The sequence below is a fragment of the Caballeronia zhejiangensis genome (assembly GCF_000698575.1).
Classification (GTDB): domain Bacteria; phylum Pseudomonadota; class Gammaproteobacteria; order Burkholderiales; family Burkholderiaceae; genus Caballeronia; species Caballeronia zhejiangensis.
Genome location: NZ_JFHD01000017.1, coordinates 140,033 through 155,018, shown reverse-complemented (window position 1 = coordinate 155,018; position 14,986 = coordinate 140,033). Strand labels below are relative to the sequence as shown.

The 14,986-nt window shown below is 64.3% G+C and carries 11 protein-coding genes; 7 read left to right on the top strand and 4 right to left on the bottom strand.

Features of this window, described 5'->3' with window-relative positions:
• Positions 1-1,807, top strand: a 1,807-nt coding sequence (locus BG60_RS21410) for a polysaccharide biosynthesis protein (protein WP_034472797.1), incomplete at its 5' end; no start/stop codon positions are given.
• A gap of 17 nt (positions 1,808-1,824) precedes the next feature.
• Entirely contained in the window at positions 1,825-2,931 is a 1,107-nt protein-coding gene (locus BG60_RS21405; RefSeq protein ID WP_034472796.1) for a glycosyltransferase family protein, read from the top strand.
• Here the strand turns inward: BG60_RS21405 and BG60_RS21400 are convergent.
• The 4 genes from BG60_RS21400 to BG60_RS21385 all read right to left on the bottom strand — a co-directional run bounded on the left by BG60_RS21400 (position 2,867) and on the right by BG60_RS21385 (position 6,217).
• Complete coding sequence (locus BG60_RS21400) at positions 2,867-3,787, bottom strand: LysR family transcriptional regulator (RefSeq protein ID WP_033537194.1); 921 nt, start codon at positions 3,785-3,787, stop codon at positions 2,867-2,869. The two genes, BG60_RS21405 and BG60_RS21400, sit on opposite strands and share 65 nt — an antisense overlap.
• A 111-nt stretch (positions 3,788-3,898) precedes the next feature.
• On the bottom strand, positions 3,899-4,486 hold the full coding sequence (locus tag BG60_RS21395; RefSeq protein ID WP_034472792.1) for a phosphatase PAP2 family protein: 588 nt from the start codon (positions 4,484-4,486) through the stop codon (positions 3,899-3,901).
• Between the two features lie 30 nt (positions 4,487-4,516).
• The gene (locus BG60_RS21390; protein ID WP_034472789.1) at positions 4,517-5,575 is read right to left on the bottom strand and encodes a GlxA family transcriptional regulator; all 1,059 of its coding nucleotides are present in this window, start codon (positions 5,573-5,575) and stop codon (positions 4,517-4,519) included.
• 189 nt (positions 5,576-5,764) lie between these two features.
• A complete protein-coding gene (locus tag BG60_RS21385) occupies positions 5,765-6,217 on the bottom strand; it encodes a GDP-mannose mannosyl hydrolase (protein ID WP_034472787.1) in 453 nt (150 codons plus the stop codon).
• A 1,081-nt stretch (positions 6,218-7,298) separates the two neighbouring features.
• On the opposite strand from BG60_RS21385, the gene BG60_RS21380 reads away from it, so the two are divergent.
• The 5 genes from BG60_RS21380 (at position 7,299) to BG60_RS21360 (ending at position 14,985) form a co-directional block, all read left to right on the top strand.
• Positions 7,299-8,297 carry a GlxA family transcriptional regulator gene (locus BG60_RS21380; protein ID WP_033537200.1) on the top strand — a complete coding sequence of 333 codons (999 nt, stop codon included), beginning with the start codon at positions 7,299-7,301 and terminating at the stop codon, positions 8,295-8,297.
• A 143-nt stretch (positions 8,298-8,440) separates the two neighbouring features.
• Entirely contained in the window at positions 8,441-9,970 is a 1,530-nt protein-coding gene (locus BG60_RS21375) for a mannose-1-phosphate guanylyltransferase/mannose-6-phosphate isomerase (RefSeq protein ID WP_034472783.1), read from the top strand.
• A 112-nt stretch (positions 9,971-10,082) separates the two neighbouring features.
• The gene (locus tag BG60_RS21370; protein ID WP_008342527.1) at positions 10,083-11,462 is read left to right on the top strand and encodes an undecaprenyl-phosphate glucose phosphotransferase; all 1,380 of its coding nucleotides are present in this window, start codon (positions 10,083-10,085) and stop codon (positions 11,460-11,462) included.
• 50 nt (positions 11,463-11,512) lie between these two features.
• Positions 11,513-12,667: a polysaccharide biosynthesis/export family protein gene (locus BG60_RS21365; RefSeq protein ID WP_008342525.1), complete on the top strand. Its 1,155-nt coding sequence runs from the start codon at positions 11,513-11,515 to the stop codon at positions 12,665-12,667.
• Between the two features lie 86 nt (positions 12,668-12,753).
• Positions 12,754-14,985, top strand: a complete 2,232-nt coding sequence (locus BG60_RS21360) for a polysaccharide biosynthesis tyrosine autokinase (protein ID WP_034472780.1) — start codon at positions 12,754-12,756, stop codon at positions 14,983-14,985.
• Position 14,986 lies beyond the last annotated feature (1 nt).

Genomic DNA, 14,986 nt, shown 5'->3' with positions numbered 1-14,986 from the left:
GCTGCGCTTCAACGGCAGCGTGCCGCATGATTTCCGCGATGGCGCGCTGCACGCGCTCTTGTGGGTCGTGCCGGTCTATGCCATCGTCTTTCGCGTCTTCGGGCTGTATCGCGGCATGTGGGTGTTCGCGAGCCTGCCGGACCTGATGCGTATCTCCAAATCGATCGTCGTGGGCGCGCTCGTCGTGATGGTGGGCGCGGTGATGTCGCAGCCGACGCCGATCATCCCGCGCTCGGTGCTCATCGTCTCGCCGCTTCTGCTGTTTCTCGCGATGGGCGGCGCGCGCGCGCTTTATCGCGCGGGCAAGGAGTTCTATCTGTACGGCGGTCTGGTCGGCCAGGGCAAGCCCGTGATCGTGCTCGGCGCGGGCACGGCGGGCGCGATGCTCGCCCGCGAGCTTGCGCGCTCCAGCGAATGGCGTCTCGTCGGCCTGCTCGACGACGATCCCGCCAAGCAGGGCCGCGAAGTGCTCGGCCACAAGGTCCTCGGCGGGTTCAGCGACCTCTCCCGATTCGCGGAGCAGTACAAGACCGACTACGTGATCATCGCGATTCCTTCGGCGTCGGTCGAGGAGCAGCGGCGCGTCGCCACGTTGTGCGTGCGCGCCGGCGTCAAGGTGATGGTGCTGCCCGCGCTCACGCCGCTCACCGAAGGCGGCAACTTCCTGTCGCGCGTGCGGCAGATCGACCTCGAAGACTTGCTCGGCCGCGAGCCGGTGAAGATCGACATGCCGCACGTCGAGCAACTGCTCCACGGGCGCGTCGTGATGGTGACGGGCGGCGGCGGCTCCATCGGCTCGGAACTGTGCCGTCAGATTCTGCGTTTCTCGCCCGCGCAGCTCATCGCCTACGACCTCTCCGAATATGCGATGTATCGCCTCATCGAGGAACTGCACGAGAAGTTTCCGGAGTGCTCGGTGATTCCGGTCGTCGGCGACGCGAAGGATTCGCTGCTGCTCGATCAGACGATGGCGCGCTTCACGCCGCACATCGTTTTCCATGCGGCGGCCTACAAGCACGTCCCGCTGATGGAAGAGCAGAACGCGTGGCAGGCCGTGCGCAACAACGTGCTCGGCACGCTGCGCGTCGCGCGCGCGGCGATTCGCCACAACGTGCGCCATTTCGTGCTGATCTCCACCGACAAGGCCGTCAACCCGACCAACGTGATGGGCGCCTCCAAGCGTCTCGCCGAGATGGCCTGTCAGGCGCTGCAGCAATCCGCGCCGCGCACGCAGTTCGAGACGGTGCGCTTCGGCAACGTGCTCGGCAGCGCGGGCAGCGTGATCCCGAAATTTCAGCAGCAGATTGCGAAGGGCGGTCCTGTCACGGTCACGCATCCGGAAATCACGCGCTTTTTCATGACGATTCCGGAAGCCGCGCAACTCGTGCTGCAGGCGTCGAGCATGGGGCGCGGCGGCGAGATCTTCATTCTCGACATGGGCCAGCCCGTGAGAATCGTCGATCTCGCGCGCGACCTCATCCGTCTCTATGGCTTCACGGAAGAGCAGATCCGCATCACGTTTACTGGGCTGCGTCCGGGCGAAAAGCTCTACGAAGAACTGCTCGCCGACGACGAAACCACCACGCGCACGCCGCATCCGAAGCTGCGCATCGCGCAGGCGCGCGGCGTGCCGGACGATTTCATCGACGAATTGCTGCCCTGGCTGATGCAGCATCGCGTGCTCTCCGACGAAGAAGTGCGCCGCGATCTGCGCCGCTGGGTGCCCGAGTATCAGACGGCGACGATGCCCGTGCTGCAAAGCGTGCCCGTCGCGAAGGCGGCGAACGAACGCGGCGCGGCCGGCTGACCGCAACGGGGTCACGCATGACGACGCTCGACGAAGTTCATGCGCTGACCCACGCGGGATCGCTGTTATCGCTAAGCGGCGAGATCGTCGCGCCTTACGATCTCGAAGTCGCGCACGCCGATGCATCCGCGTTCTCCGCGCTGCCCGCCACCATCCTGAACGCGGGCCGCGAACCCTTCGACGCCGACTATGCGCGCGAGCGCCGCGTGCATCTCGTCAACGCGTTCGGCGTCACGCTCGGCGATTCGATCATCGGGCTTACGGCGCTCTCCGCCGTCAAGCGCCTTTATCCGCATCTTCGGTTCACGATCTATCGGCCGGCGCGCGCGCCGCGCTACGTGCAGCGTCTTTACGAGCTTGCCGCGCCGCGTCTCGCCGATATCGTCGGTCTGCCCGTGCCGCTCGCGAGCCTGCCTGCCGATGAACCGAAGATCGACGTCGGCAATCAGCTTTTCTGGCCGCGCTTCGCCTCGATGCCGATGATCGACTTCTTCCTTTGGGCGATGGGCATCGCGCCTTCGACCATCGCCGCCGCCGACAAGCGCAATCGCTGGCTCGCCGATGTGCCGCTCAAGCCGATCGCAAACGAGCCTTACGCGCTGTTCTGCCCGAACGCGAGCACGCCGGTGCGCAGCATTCCGGCGTCGATGCGCGCGCGTATCGTCGCGCGTCTCGCGGATGAAACCGGCCTGCCGGTGATGGGTTTCGGGCCCGTCGACGATCCGCGTTATCGCGATATCGCGCCGTTTTGCATCGACACGGACGATTTCCTCGCGTGGATCGGGCGCGCGCGCTATCTCGTCACGGCGGATACGGCGGCGCTACACGCCGGCGCGGGATTCGACGTGCCGACGACCGCGTTCTTCACGACGATCCCCGCCAACATGCGCGCGCGCGATTATGCGAACTGCGTCAAGGTGGAATTCAGCTTGCCGCATCTGGAGGGCGTGCACGCGAGCGCGCGGCCCGCCGATCTGCGCGCGCTCGAGCGCGCCTATCGCGATTACGACTGGCGCGCGATGCCGTTCGCGGATGCATCGCCGCAAACGACGCCCGCGTTCAGTTTCCCTTGCTCACCTGAAACGACGGCAGGCGCGCATACAACTCCGCAACCCAGTCGATGAACACGCGCACGCGCCTCGGCTGATGCCGGTTGGCCGCATACAGCACCGACACCACGCGCGGATACGACGGATATTCCCGTAGCACTTCCTTCAACGCGCCGCTTCTGACGAGCGGATCGAGCGTATAGCTCGAGCTTTGAATCAGCCCGAGCCCGTTGGCGCCCGCCGCGATATACGAATCGCCGTCGTTCACGGCGATCTTGTGCTTCATCGCGATGGTGCGGGTTTCGCCATCGACGACGAATTCCCAGTTGCGCACGCGTCCCGAATTGTTCAGCACATAGCCGACGGCGAGATGCTGCTCGAGGTCATCGAGCGACGTCGGCTCGCCGTGCTTTTCGATGTATCCCGGCGACGCGCAAGTGATCTGCGTATACGCGCCGATGCGTTTCGCGACCAACCCGACATCGCCCACCGCGCCCACGCGCACGACACAATCGACCGCTTCCTCGACGAGATCGACTTGCCGGTCCGTCAGCACCAGTTCGACGCCGATATCCGGATACGCGGCGAAGAATTCCGGCAGCGCGGGAATGATCGTGTTCTTCGCCATCACTTGCGGCAGGCTGACTTTCACATTGCCCTTGGGACTCAGCTTGGAATGCGACAGCGACGCTTCCATGTCGTCCACTTCGCCGAGCACGCGCACGCAGCGCTCGTAATAGGCTTCGCCGTCTTCGGTGATGCTGATGCTGCGCGTCGTGCGATTGATGAGGCGCGCACCGAGATGCGCTTCGAGCGCCTGAAGCGTGCGCGAGACGCTCGCGGGCGGCAGGCGCAGGGCATCGGCTGCCTTGGAGAAACTGCCCGCCTCGACGACTCGCGCGAAGACTTTCATTGCAAGGAAGCGGTCCATGCTCGATCCCGGAAACGTGATCGCGCGCCTCGATGGGCGCGCGAGAGAAAAGAGCCTGCGATCATACTGAAGTTCGTCAGCCCATGCGCTGCGAGTGAACTGACGCGAAGCTCAGAGCCCGAGTCCCTGACAGAGCCGCCACGAATAGTGCTCGATCATCCGCTGGAACGGCGCGTGATGGCCGTAGGCGATCGACGAAACCGCCAGCAGCGCGCAACCCGCGACGAGCGCGCGCGGCATCTTGCGCGGCGTTTCGAAGACGCGCATGAGGAAGAGGGCGGCGATGACCGCGCCGAGCACCCAGCCCGCGACGACTTCGGCGGGCGTGTGCGCGTCCTGCATGATGCGGCTCGCGCCGATGGCCGCCGCGAGCGCGAGTCCGCCCGCCGCGCCCAGCCGATGCCAGCTTCCGCCGAATGCGCCGAACAGCAAGCCGCCGGCGACGGTGTAGATCGACGCGGCGAGCATCGTGTGTCCGCTGATCATGCGCAACTGGATCGCGGCGATCTCGACGCCGCAGCCGGCATAGAGAATCTTCGACAGACCGACGAGCCCCATGCCGATCGCGAGCATCACGGCCCAGCGCACCGCGAGGCGCACGTCGACCGTGCGCAGCCACAGCGCGCAGACGAGCGCGAGTGGCAGCAGAAAGGCCGCGTCGCCGAGATTCGAAAGCGTCCAGAGTACCTTTGATTCCATGCGTATTTGTTCTAGGCCGGCTCCGGACGTTTACGAACCGTCGCCCTGTTTTCGGCGGCCTGCCATCCGGTATTCGGTCGGCGAGATCGAGAGCCGCTTGCGGAAGATTTTCGCGAGGCCGTCGCCGCTGCCCGCGCCGCAGCGCCGCGCGATCTTGTCGACCGGCAGATCGGTCGCGGCCAGCAACATGCAGCTCGCATCGAGCCGCGCGCGCAACAGATATTCCGACGGCGTCAGCCCGATCTGCGCCTTGAAGCGGCGCAGGAAATTGCGCTCGCTCATCGCGGCGACGCGCGCCGCATCGGTGATCGAGATCGGCCGCACGTAGTTCTCGCGGATCCAGCGCGCGGCGGCGTCGATCTTCTGGCGCACGCTGCCGGCTTCGGTATCGTCGAGCACGGTGGCGAGCTTCTGCCACGCGCCCGGAATGGAGCGCTCCGATACTTCACGCGCGAGCGCCGCGCCGTGATCGCGCTTGATGATCGACAGCGCCGCCGCGATCGGCCCTTTGGGATCGTCGAGCGTGAGCGTTTGTTCCGCGATGAAAAGCGGATTCGACAACGCCGGCGCAAGCGCGCGGCCTTGCGGCTCGCCGGCGAAATCGAGCGTGCGGTTCTGCACGTCGAGATTGGCCGCGGCGAGAATCTGCGCGCCTTCGCCGATCGCCTTGATGAACGGAATCTTCGGCGCCACGCGCGCGAGGCGCTTGCGCAGCGCGGCATCGTTACGCGCATGACGCGCGCCCACGCCGCCCGCGATGAACAGCGCGTCGCATTCGTTCATCCAGCGCGTTTCGAGACTCTCGGTCCAGATCCGCATCGAGCAACTGCTCGCCACGCTGCCGCCATCGCTCGACAGAAACATCAGCGAATAATTCGGCGCCTGCGCGCGTGCGTTGGCGTCGGCGGGCAGATGCACCTGATTCGCGACCGAGAAGACCTCGGAGATCGAGCTGACTTCGACGAGCGAAAAGTCCTCGAAGATCAGAATGCCGATTCGCTTCGCCGCGCTGGTCATATCGGCGGACGGCACGTCGGGCGCGACCGCGCGCACGACCTGAAGCCGGCCCGTACCATTGGCGTACACCATCGACTTCTCCCTGTGCGAACCGCGGCAGGCGTCGTGTCCGGCCGGGGTTCGATCGATGCAGGAACGTAAGTAGCGGGAAAGTGAGCTTACATGGGCGCACTATACGCGGCGCCCGGCAGCCGCCGCGCGCCGAGTCCGAAATTGACGAAGTGTTGGCAGATGATCTCGGTACGCGCCTTTTCGCGCGGATCAGCGGAAGTAGGCCTTGGTGTTTTCGTGCACGTCGTCGCGCGCGAGCAGTTCGTCGGGCATAAGCCATCGATAGTCACTGTGCTGATCGAAGCGGCCGATCGGAACCTTGCTCGAGAGCGTCAGCGCGTAGGCGAGCACGATGTAATGCGTGCCGATGCCATCGGCGCCCGCGAAGTTGTCGTCGTAGAGATGCTCGTAGACGCCGAAGAAGCGTGCGGCCGAACGCTGCGCGCTCGCGACGCCCAACTCGTTGCTGACGATGCGCCTGTAGGCGGCATCGAGCGATTCGTCTTTTCTGATGCGGCCGCCCGGCACGAACCATGTGCCCTGCGCGGGCCGGTTGCGCCGATGCCCCACGAGGATGCGCCGGTTGCCATCGGTGACGATCAGATCGATTGCCACGAGCGGCGCGAGCCGCACGACCGTCAGGAAATCAGCGTTGCTCAGCATCGTTGCTCCGGGTTGGCTTCGGTGAGTCGTGCGTCGCGCAAACGATGCCCGCTGCGACGCCGCATGACCGTGCGTGCGCGCACGCGCGAGGGAATTTCACGACTGAAACAAGCAAGGCTGACGAGCAACGGTCAGCACATTGTCAGCGCGGGCGGCAAACCTGACCGATTTGCGTGTCCGCGCGCTGTACGAAAATTTGCGTGAAGACGATTGCGAACGTACGCGCGATTCGAGCCGCATTCAGCCGATCATTGCAAAACAAGGATTGGGCGATTCGGCAAATAGTGTCAAAGCGTGCGCCGCCGCAAAAATACTAGCCGATGGCGGACGGTGACAGCGCCCGAGTCCCGCGCGCATGCAGGTTCGACGCGATCCCGCGTCCGCTGCAATGCAGCATCTAAGTTCATATGAAAATACCGCATTATGCCTTTGAATAAAAATAAAACGGGTTAATCAAAAATCACGTTGGGGACCTCGATTGCGTTATTAGAAAATCATTGAGTATTAATGCCGAAGCCGTTCGCGGATTTTAATCGGCGTCTGAAATGCGCATTACATATCGTTCCTAAATGTAACGGCGAAACTAAAATTTTCCGATTGCAGCGGTACGAACGTCCGCTTTCGCACACATCGATGTTTCATAAATGAATCAATTCGAATGATCGGACTTGGCGGCCATCGCATCCGGCGGACCGCGCAGGGCCGTCCTGTGGAGCTTAGTGAGCAACGCTGTGTCCGATCTGGCGGCACGGGAATCAGATTGAGCTAAACCGCCGAATCAACCCTTGTATGACAAATCCGTATTTGTTTTCCATGCATTGAATGCAGGCTTTCCGGAATTTGGGGAAGGATTTCAATGTGCGCTCACCCTCATAGCGGAACAGATTCTGTGGTTTAAGCGCGAAAATCCAGAGCACAAAAAACATTGTCTGCTTATTATTCAAGCCAGCGGATCGATTCCGCCAACACTTCGTTCCAATCGGTCACGGCAACCCGGCGAAGTTCGGGAAGTCCATTGATGCGCCGCAATGACCGAACAACTCTTCCGCGCCTTCCAGGAAACAAGCTGCAGAGGATGACCATGCCTTACGCCACTCTTGAACCCGCAGTCATGGGTTGGACGCCTCCCGCGTCGAACGCCTCGCAGACCGAGGTGCGCCAGGTCGCGATCCTGCTGTTCGACGGCTTTTCGCTGCTCGGCGCGGGAATCGTCGCGGAGGTCTTCCACATGGCGAACGAGCTGTCGTCGGCGAAGTCGCGGCCGGATTGCACGTACGACGTGCGGTTCCTGTCGGTCGAAGGCGGCAACGTGGCGTGCTCGTCGTCGGTGCGCGTCTGGACGGACGGTCTCGATGCGCGCCACTACGGCGGCTTCGACGCGCTTTTCGTCGCGGGCGGCCGTGGCGCGGAAGAAGCGGCGAAGGACGATCGCATCATCGAATGGCTGCGTCGCGTGCAGACCAAGACCACGGTCGTGCGCGCGATTTCCGAGGGCCGCAAGGTGCTCGACGCCGCGGGCATCGGTCAGGCGCAGGACGCGCAGGCGCGCTACGGCAACGCGATGCAACTCGTGCGCGACGAGCAGCAGGGCGACGCCGGCGACCGCTACGAGTCGATGAAGGGCGCGCTTCTGATCGTGAAGCGCGATCTCGGCATCGACGTGTCGCGCAGCGTCGCCGAACGTCTGATGCCCGGTTCGGCCGCGAAGCTCGTGTCGATCCTCGGCGACAGCGGCGTGGCGTCGGCGGGCGACAAGATCCGCGCGGCGGCGCGCTGGCTGCAGGACAACTGCGAACGGCCGATTTCGGTCGTCGATGCGGCGCAGGTGGCCGCGATGAGCGAGCGCAACTTCTTGCGCCGCTTCAAGATCGAGATGGGCATCACGCCGTCCGATTATTTGCTGCAGGCGCGCCTCGCCGTGACCTGTGCGCTTCTGACGGATTCGGAACTGCCGGTCGACAAGATCGCGCGCAGAAGCGGCATGGGCAACGGCGACAGGCTCGCGAAAATTTTCCGCAAGCGCCTTCTGATCTCGCCGACGGAGTACCGGATGCAGAGCAGACGCGAGGCGAACGGCTGACCCGCGCGCTTATGTGACGTGGGCCGCTCTGAGCCCGACTATGGCGTAAAACGTCGGACCTTTGGCCGGACCCGATCGGTCCGGCACTTAATCATTTCCCGAACGGTTCGCCGTTCGGACGAACAGGCAGGCAGGAGTTCTTTATGAAGAATGACGCACGCACGGAAGGTGGGGTGAAGCAGGGAGCAGCAGGTGTGGAGGCGGGCCCGGCCAAGGCGGCCGGGCCGTGCCGCCGCCTCGTCCCTGTGATCCTCGCCGGCGGCTCGGGCACGCGCCTGTGGCCGATGTCGCGTGAACAATTCCCGAAGCAGCTGATCGGCGTCGTCGGACGTGACTCGCTGCTCCAGGCGACGGTGTCGCGGCTCAAAGGCTTTGCCGGCAACTTCAAGGTCGATGGCGAGCCGATCATCGTGTGCGGCGAAGAGCATCGGTTCACGACGGAAGAACAGACGCGCGAAGCCGGCGTCGATGCACGCATCATCGTCGAGCCGGCGCGCCGCGACACCGCGCCCGCGCTCACGCTCGCGGCACTTGCCGCCGTGAGGGACGGCGAGGACGCGATCATGGTCGCGATGCCGGCGGATCACTCCATCGCCGATATTCCGGCGCTGCATCGCGCGATCGCGATCGCTGCGGAACATGCGGAGCGCGGTGTGATCGCGACGCTCGGCATTCCGCCGACGCGCCCCGACACCGGCTTCGGCTACATCCGTCTGGGCGCGGCGCTCGATGACGGCGCGCACGAGATCGACCGCTTCGTCGAAAAGCCGGCGGCGGAACTCGCGACGCAATACGTCGCGGCGGGCACGTACTGGTGGAACAGCGGCATCTTCGTCGTGCGCGCGAGCGTGTGGCTCGCGGCGCTGCAAAAGCTCAATGCCGACATGCACGCGGCGTGCTCGGCCGCCGCGCAGGAAGGCGAGGCCGACGGCAAGTTCTTCCGCCCGCAGGCGGCGCAGTTCGGGCGCGCGCCGTCCGACTCGATCGACTATGCGGTGATGGAGCACATCGGCACGCCGACGAAGCCGTGCGACGGCGTGGTCGTGCCGCTCGTCGCGGGCTGGTCGGATCTCGGTTCGTGGGACGCCGTGTGGGACGCGATGGACAAGGACGAATCGGGCAACGTCGCGAGCGGCCGCGTCGTGTTCGAAGGCGCGACATCGAGCTATGCGCGCTCCGAAGGCGGACGGCTCGTCGCGTGTGTCGGCACGACCAACGTGATCGTCGTCGAGACGGACGACGCCGTGCTCGTCGCGGACCGTTCGCGCGTGCAGGACATCAAGGGGCTGGTTGCGCGCATCCGCGAGCAGCACGCGCCCGAAGCGGATACGCATCGCAAGGTGCGCCGCCCGTGGGGTTTCTACGATTCGATCGAGCACGGGGAGCGCTTCCAGGTCAAGCGCATCGTGGTGTCGCCGGGCTCGAAGCTGTCGCTGCAGATGCATCACCATCGCGCGGAACACTGGATCGTCGTGTGCGGCACGGCGCTCGTCACGCGCGGCGAAGAGCAGTTTCTGCTCTCCGAGAACGAATCGACGTTCATTCCGCTCGGCGTGCGGCATCGTCTGGAGAACCCGGGCAAGGTGCCGCTCGAAATCATTGAAGTGCAGTCGGGGAGCTATCTCGGCGAAGACGACATCGTGCGTTTCGACGACACCTACGGGCGCAGTTGAGCGTTCGAAGGCAGAAGACTTTCTTGCAACCGTTCACAAGAAGAAGACGGGGCTAACGCGAGGAGGAGACTGAAGGGCGGTAAAGGGCTGATTGCGTTTCGGGGAAAAAAACATGCGCGATTTACAGGGATTGCTCGCGCGCCTGTTCGACGTCTTGATGATCGTCGGCGGTGCGGCAGTGGCGTCGCAAATCAGGTTCGAGTACATCGAGGCACACACCTATTCGGTGGCGTTCGTCGCGTTCGCGGCGGCGTTCTCGCTTGCGCTCTTTCCTGGCTTCGGCGTCTACCAGTCGTGGCGCGGCCGCAGCAAGCTTCAGCTTGCGTGTCAGGTCTCGCTCGGCTGGCTCGTCGTGCAGGGCTGCGCGCTCGCGCTGATGTTCTCGCTGCATCGGCTCGACTACGTGTCGCGCCTCTGGTTCGCCTACTGGACCGCGATGTCCGGCGGCCTCATGATCGCCGGCCGTCTCATCACGCACGCGATTCTCGCGCACATGCGCAACGCGGGCCTGAACCTGCAGCAAGTGGCGATCGTCGGCTGCGGCAGACATTGCGATTCGATGCTGCGCAAGATCGAGCGTTCGCAGGACACCGGTTTTCGCATGTGCGCGGCGTTCAACGCGGCGGCGGGCAAGTCGCGTCTGAACACGCGCCTGCCCGTGTATGACGATTTCGACGCGTTCGTCGCCTTCGTGCGCGCGCAGAACGTCCATGAAGTGTGGCTCGCGTTGCCGCTGTCGGAGGAGCCCACGATCCTGCGCTTCGTGAACGAATTCCGCGACGATCTCATCAACGTGCGCTTCATCCCCGACGTGCGCAGCCTCGCGCTGTTCGAAAGCGGCGTCACCGATCTGCTCGGCCAGCCCGCGATCAATCTCGTCGCGACGCCGTTGTCGGCGTCGGCGCAGCTGCAAAAGGAAATCTTCGACCGCCTGTTCGCGCTCGGCGCGATCATCGCGGTCTCGCCGGCGCTCATCTGCATCGCGCTCGCAATCAAGCTCACTTCGCGCGGGCCGGTGTTGTTCCGGCAGAACCGCAAAGGCGCGGATGGCCGCGTCTTCACCATCTACAAGTTCCGTTCGATGCGCCTGCACACGGAACAGGCCGGAGTGCTTCGCCAGGCCACGCGCAACGATCCGCGCGTGACCCGTGTCGGAGCGTTCCTGCGCCGCACCAGCCTCGATGAGCTGCCGCAGTTCTTCAACGTTCTGCGCGGCGACATGTCGGTCGTGGGCCCGCGTCCACACGCGCTCGAACATGACGACCTGTATCAGAAGGTCGTATCGGGGTACATCCATCGTTACCGGATCAAGCCAGGCATCACCGGCTGGGCCCAGGTCAACGGTTTTCGTGGGGAAACGGATCGGATCGAAAAGATGGAAGGACGCGTCGCTCACGATTTGTACTATCTGGGTAACTGGTCGTTCGGACTCGATATGAGAATCATCGCCGCAACGATCTTCAAGGGACTACGCCACACCAACGCTTACTGATGCAGGGGACGACCATCATGCACAACCAACAACAACCGGGCACCACCTCCATGGCCGCCAACACCAACGTGTCGCGTATCTTCCGCCTCACGAGCCTGGCTGCGGCAGCTTCCGTCGCCGTGATCCTGACGGGTTGCGGGCTCTCGCCGGGCATGCACATGGAAAAGCCCGCCCAGCTCGTCGAAACGTCGAACGATCAGGGCGATCCGGCCACGACCACCAACATTCCGATCACGACGATCGACGCCGCGCTCGTGAAGAAGATGCGCGCCGCGCAGCCGTCCGTGACGGGCGATCCGAACGCCTCGCTCTACGGCAAGCCCGCGCCTTACAAGCTGGGCGTCGGCGACGTGCTGCAGATCACGGTCTGGGATCACCCGGAACTCGTCGCGGCGCTCGGCCAGCCGGCGAACCAGACGCGCACGTCGGATGCCGCGCCCGGCTTCGTCGTCGATGCCGACGGCAATCTGCAATTCCCGTACGTGAACAAGCCGCTGCACGTCGCGGGCAAGACCGAGACGCAGGTTCAGCGCGAGCTGTATGCCGAGCTGTCGAAGGTATTCGTGAAGCCGCAGGTGACGGTGCGCGTCGCGTCGTTCCGCGCGTCGCAGGTGTATATCGACGGCGATGTCCGCACGCCGGGCGCGCAGCAGATCAACGACATTCCGATGACGCTCACCGAGGCGATCGGCCGCGCGGGCGGTTTCGCGACGACGGCGGATCAGAGCCGCGTCACGCTGATCCGCGATGGCGTCACGTATCACATCAACATGGCCGGCATGACGTCGAAGGGCCGCAGCCCGTCGGACATCATGCTCAAGCCGGGCGATGCGCTGCGTGTCGATTCGCGCGACGAAAACGGCGTCTACGTGATGGGCGAAGTGACCAAGCCGGCCACCGTCATCCCGATGCGCAACGGCAAGCTCACGCTGTCGGACGCGATCTCGCAGGCGGGCAGCTTCAACCCGGAAACGTCGAACCCGCGCGAGCTGTACGTGATCCGCAACGGCGCGACGGACCAGCCGGAGGTCTACAAGCTCGACGCGCTGTCGCCGGTGTCGATGCTGCTCGCGAACAACTTCGAGCTGCAGCCGCATGACGTCGTCTATGTCGACAACAACGGGCTCGTGCGCTTCTCGCGCGTGCTCAACCTGCTGCTGCCGGCGATCAACGCTGGTTTGACGGCGGCCGTGTTGACGAAGTAAGCATCTGGCATCAAGTGTCTGACCGGCGCGCGCGGGGCGCGCCGGAGCATCATGGTTCGACTTAAAAAATATAAGCGAGCGAGATCATGTCGATGAACTTTGATACGCGATACGTGGACGTATCGACGGGTGACGAACTGCGCCTGTCCGATTACCTGGCCGCGGCGATGCTCAACTGGAAGCTCGTGACGCTCGTCATGCTCGCCGTGATTGCGCTCGGCACCTCTTACGCGTATCTCGCGACGCCGACCTACAAGGCCGACGCGATGATCCAGGTCGACGAGCCGGCCAACACGAACAACGCGAACGCCGGCGCCAAGGCGCTGCAAGCCGCCGTTCCGCAACTCACCGAAACGAAGACTTCGACTGCCGCGCAGATCGAACTGCTGCGCTCGCGACTCGTCATCGACGATACGGTGCGGCGTCTGCATCTGGATATCGATGCCTCGCCGCGCGTGTTGCCGGTCGTGGGCAAGCTCGTCGGCAACGTGTTCGCGATGCTGAACCGGCCGATTCCGCAGGGTTATCTGTCGCGCTTCGCGTGGGGCGGCGAAGCCATCGACGTGCCGCTCTTCGACACGCCGAAGGAGCTCTACGACAGGAAGTTCACACTCGTCGCGCTCGAGCGCGGCGCATACGAACTGCGCGATCCGAACGGACTGATCGTGCTGACGGGGCAGGTCGGCAAGGAAGTGTCGGGCGCGACGCCGCAAGGCCCGGTGACGCTCAAGGTCGACAAGCTCGACGGCAAGCCCGGCGTGCAGTTCGAACTGCAACGCTTCTCGACGATCACGACCATCGACCGTCTTCAGCAGCGCCTGACCGTGGCGGAGACCGCACTGCAATCGGGCATCATCGGCGTATCTCTGGAAGGTAGTAATCCGAAACAAATCGCGGCGATCGTCAACAACATCGCGAATCGTTATGTGGAGCAGGACACGCAGAAGCGTTCGGCCGAAGCGGAGCACACGCTCGCGTTTCTGGAGCAGCAACTGCCGCTCGTGAAGAAGCAGCTCGATGAAGCCGAGCAGCGCCTGAGCGCGTTTCGCAACAAGCAAGGTTCCGTCGATCTCTCCGAAGAGAGCCGCTTGCTCCTGCAGCAGATCGTCGACAACAAGACGAAGCTCTCCGATCTTCAGCAACAGCGCGCGGAACTGTCGCTGCGCTTTACGGCGAATCATCCGTCGGTGCAGGCGCTCGATGCGCAGATTGCATCGCTCACCGCCGCGCAGACGCGCCTCGGCAAGAACGTGTCGACGCTGCCCGATACCGAGCAGACCGCGCTGCGCTATACGCGCGACGTGCGCTCGAACAGCGAGCTTTACGCGAACCTGCAGAACAGCGCGCAGCAATTGCGCATCGCGAAGGCGGGGCAGGTCGGCAACGTGCGGATCGTCGATCTCGCGCAACCCGCCGACGATCCCGTGCGTCCGAAGCGCGCGCTCGTGATCCTGATCTCGGCGGGCATCGGCCTCGTGCTCGGCATCATCGCGGCGTTCGTGCGCAAGTCGCTGTGGGGCGGCGTCGAGCGTCCAGAGGACATCGAACGGCAACTGGGCACGCGCGTGTTCGCCATCGTGCCGCGCAGCACGCAGCAGCTTCGTCTGCAACGTCAGGTCGGCATGCGCCGCGAAGGCATGCACGTGCTCGCGGCGCAGGCGCCGGAGGATGCGGCCGTCGAAGGCATTCGCAGCTTGCGCACGTCGCTGCAACTGCAGCTCGGCGAAGCGCGCAACAACGTCGTGATGCTGACCGGCTCGCGGCCCGAAGCGGGCAAGTCGTTTCTGTCGGCGAATCTCGCGACGCTCGTCGCATCGACGAGAAAGCGGGTGTTGCTGATCGACGGCGACATGCGCCGCGGCGACATCCACTCGCACTTCGGCGTGCGTCACACGCCGGGCCTATCCGACGTGCTGATGGGCGCCAACGCGATGGACGTCATCGTTCACGACGTGTTGCCCGGCGTCGATCTGATTCCGAAGGGCTCGCTGCCATCGCATCCGGCGGAACTGCTCGCGAGCGATCGGCTCGGCGAAATCCTCGGCGAACTGAAGCAGCTCTATGATCTCGTCGTCATCGATACGCCGCCCGTGCTCGCCGTCACCGACGCGACCGTGATCGGCCGGCACGCGGGCACGAGCCTGCTCGTCGTGCGGCACGGCAAGAATCAGGTGCAGGAAATCGGCGAGACGATGAAGCGCCTCTATCACGGCGGCGTGCACATGAAGGGCGTGCTCCTCACCGATGTGCCGCAATCGAAGGTGCTGATGGGCAGCACCTACGCGGGCTATTACAGCTACGAGAGCATCGCGGAGTAAG

Excerpts from the sequence above, each read along its gene's own strand:
- BG60_RS21405 (WP_034472796.1), top strand. The coding sequence starts at position 1,825 with ATGACGACGCTCGACGAAGTTCATGCGCTGACCCACGCGGGATCGCTG.
- BG60_RS21400 (WP_033537194.1), bottom strand. The coding sequence starts at position 3,787 with ATGGACCGCTTCCTTGCAATGAAAGTCTTCGCGCGAGTCGTCGAGGCG.
- BG60_RS21395 (WP_034472792.1), bottom strand. The coding sequence starts at position 4,486 with ATGGAATCAAAGGTACTCTGGACGCTTTCGAATCTCGGCGACGCGGCC.
- BG60_RS21390 (WP_034472789.1), bottom strand. The coding sequence starts at position 5,575 with ATGGTGTACGCCAATGGTACGGGCCGGCTTCAGGTCGTGCGCGCGGTC.
- BG60_RS21385 (WP_034472787.1), bottom strand. The coding sequence starts at position 6,217 with ATGCTGAGCAACGCTGATTTCCTGACGGTCGTGCGGCTCGCGCCGCTC.
- BG60_RS21380 (WP_033537200.1), top strand. The coding sequence starts at position 7,299 with ATGCCTTACGCCACTCTTGAACCCGCAGTCATGGGTTGGACGCCTCCC.
- BG60_RS21375 (WP_034472783.1), top strand. The coding sequence starts at position 8,441 with ATGAAGAATGACGCACGCACGGAAGGTGGGGTGAAGCAGGGAGCAGCA.
- BG60_RS21370 (WP_008342527.1), top strand. The coding sequence starts at position 10,083 with ATGCGCGATTTACAGGGATTGCTCGCGCGCCTGTTCGACGTCTTGATG.
- BG60_RS21365 (WP_008342525.1), top strand. The coding sequence starts at position 11,513 with ATGGCCGCCAACACCAACGTGTCGCGTATCTTCCGCCTCACGAGCCTG.
- BG60_RS21360 (WP_034472780.1), top strand. The coding sequence starts at position 12,754 with ATGTCGATGAACTTTGATACGCGATACGTGGACGTATCGACGGGTGAC.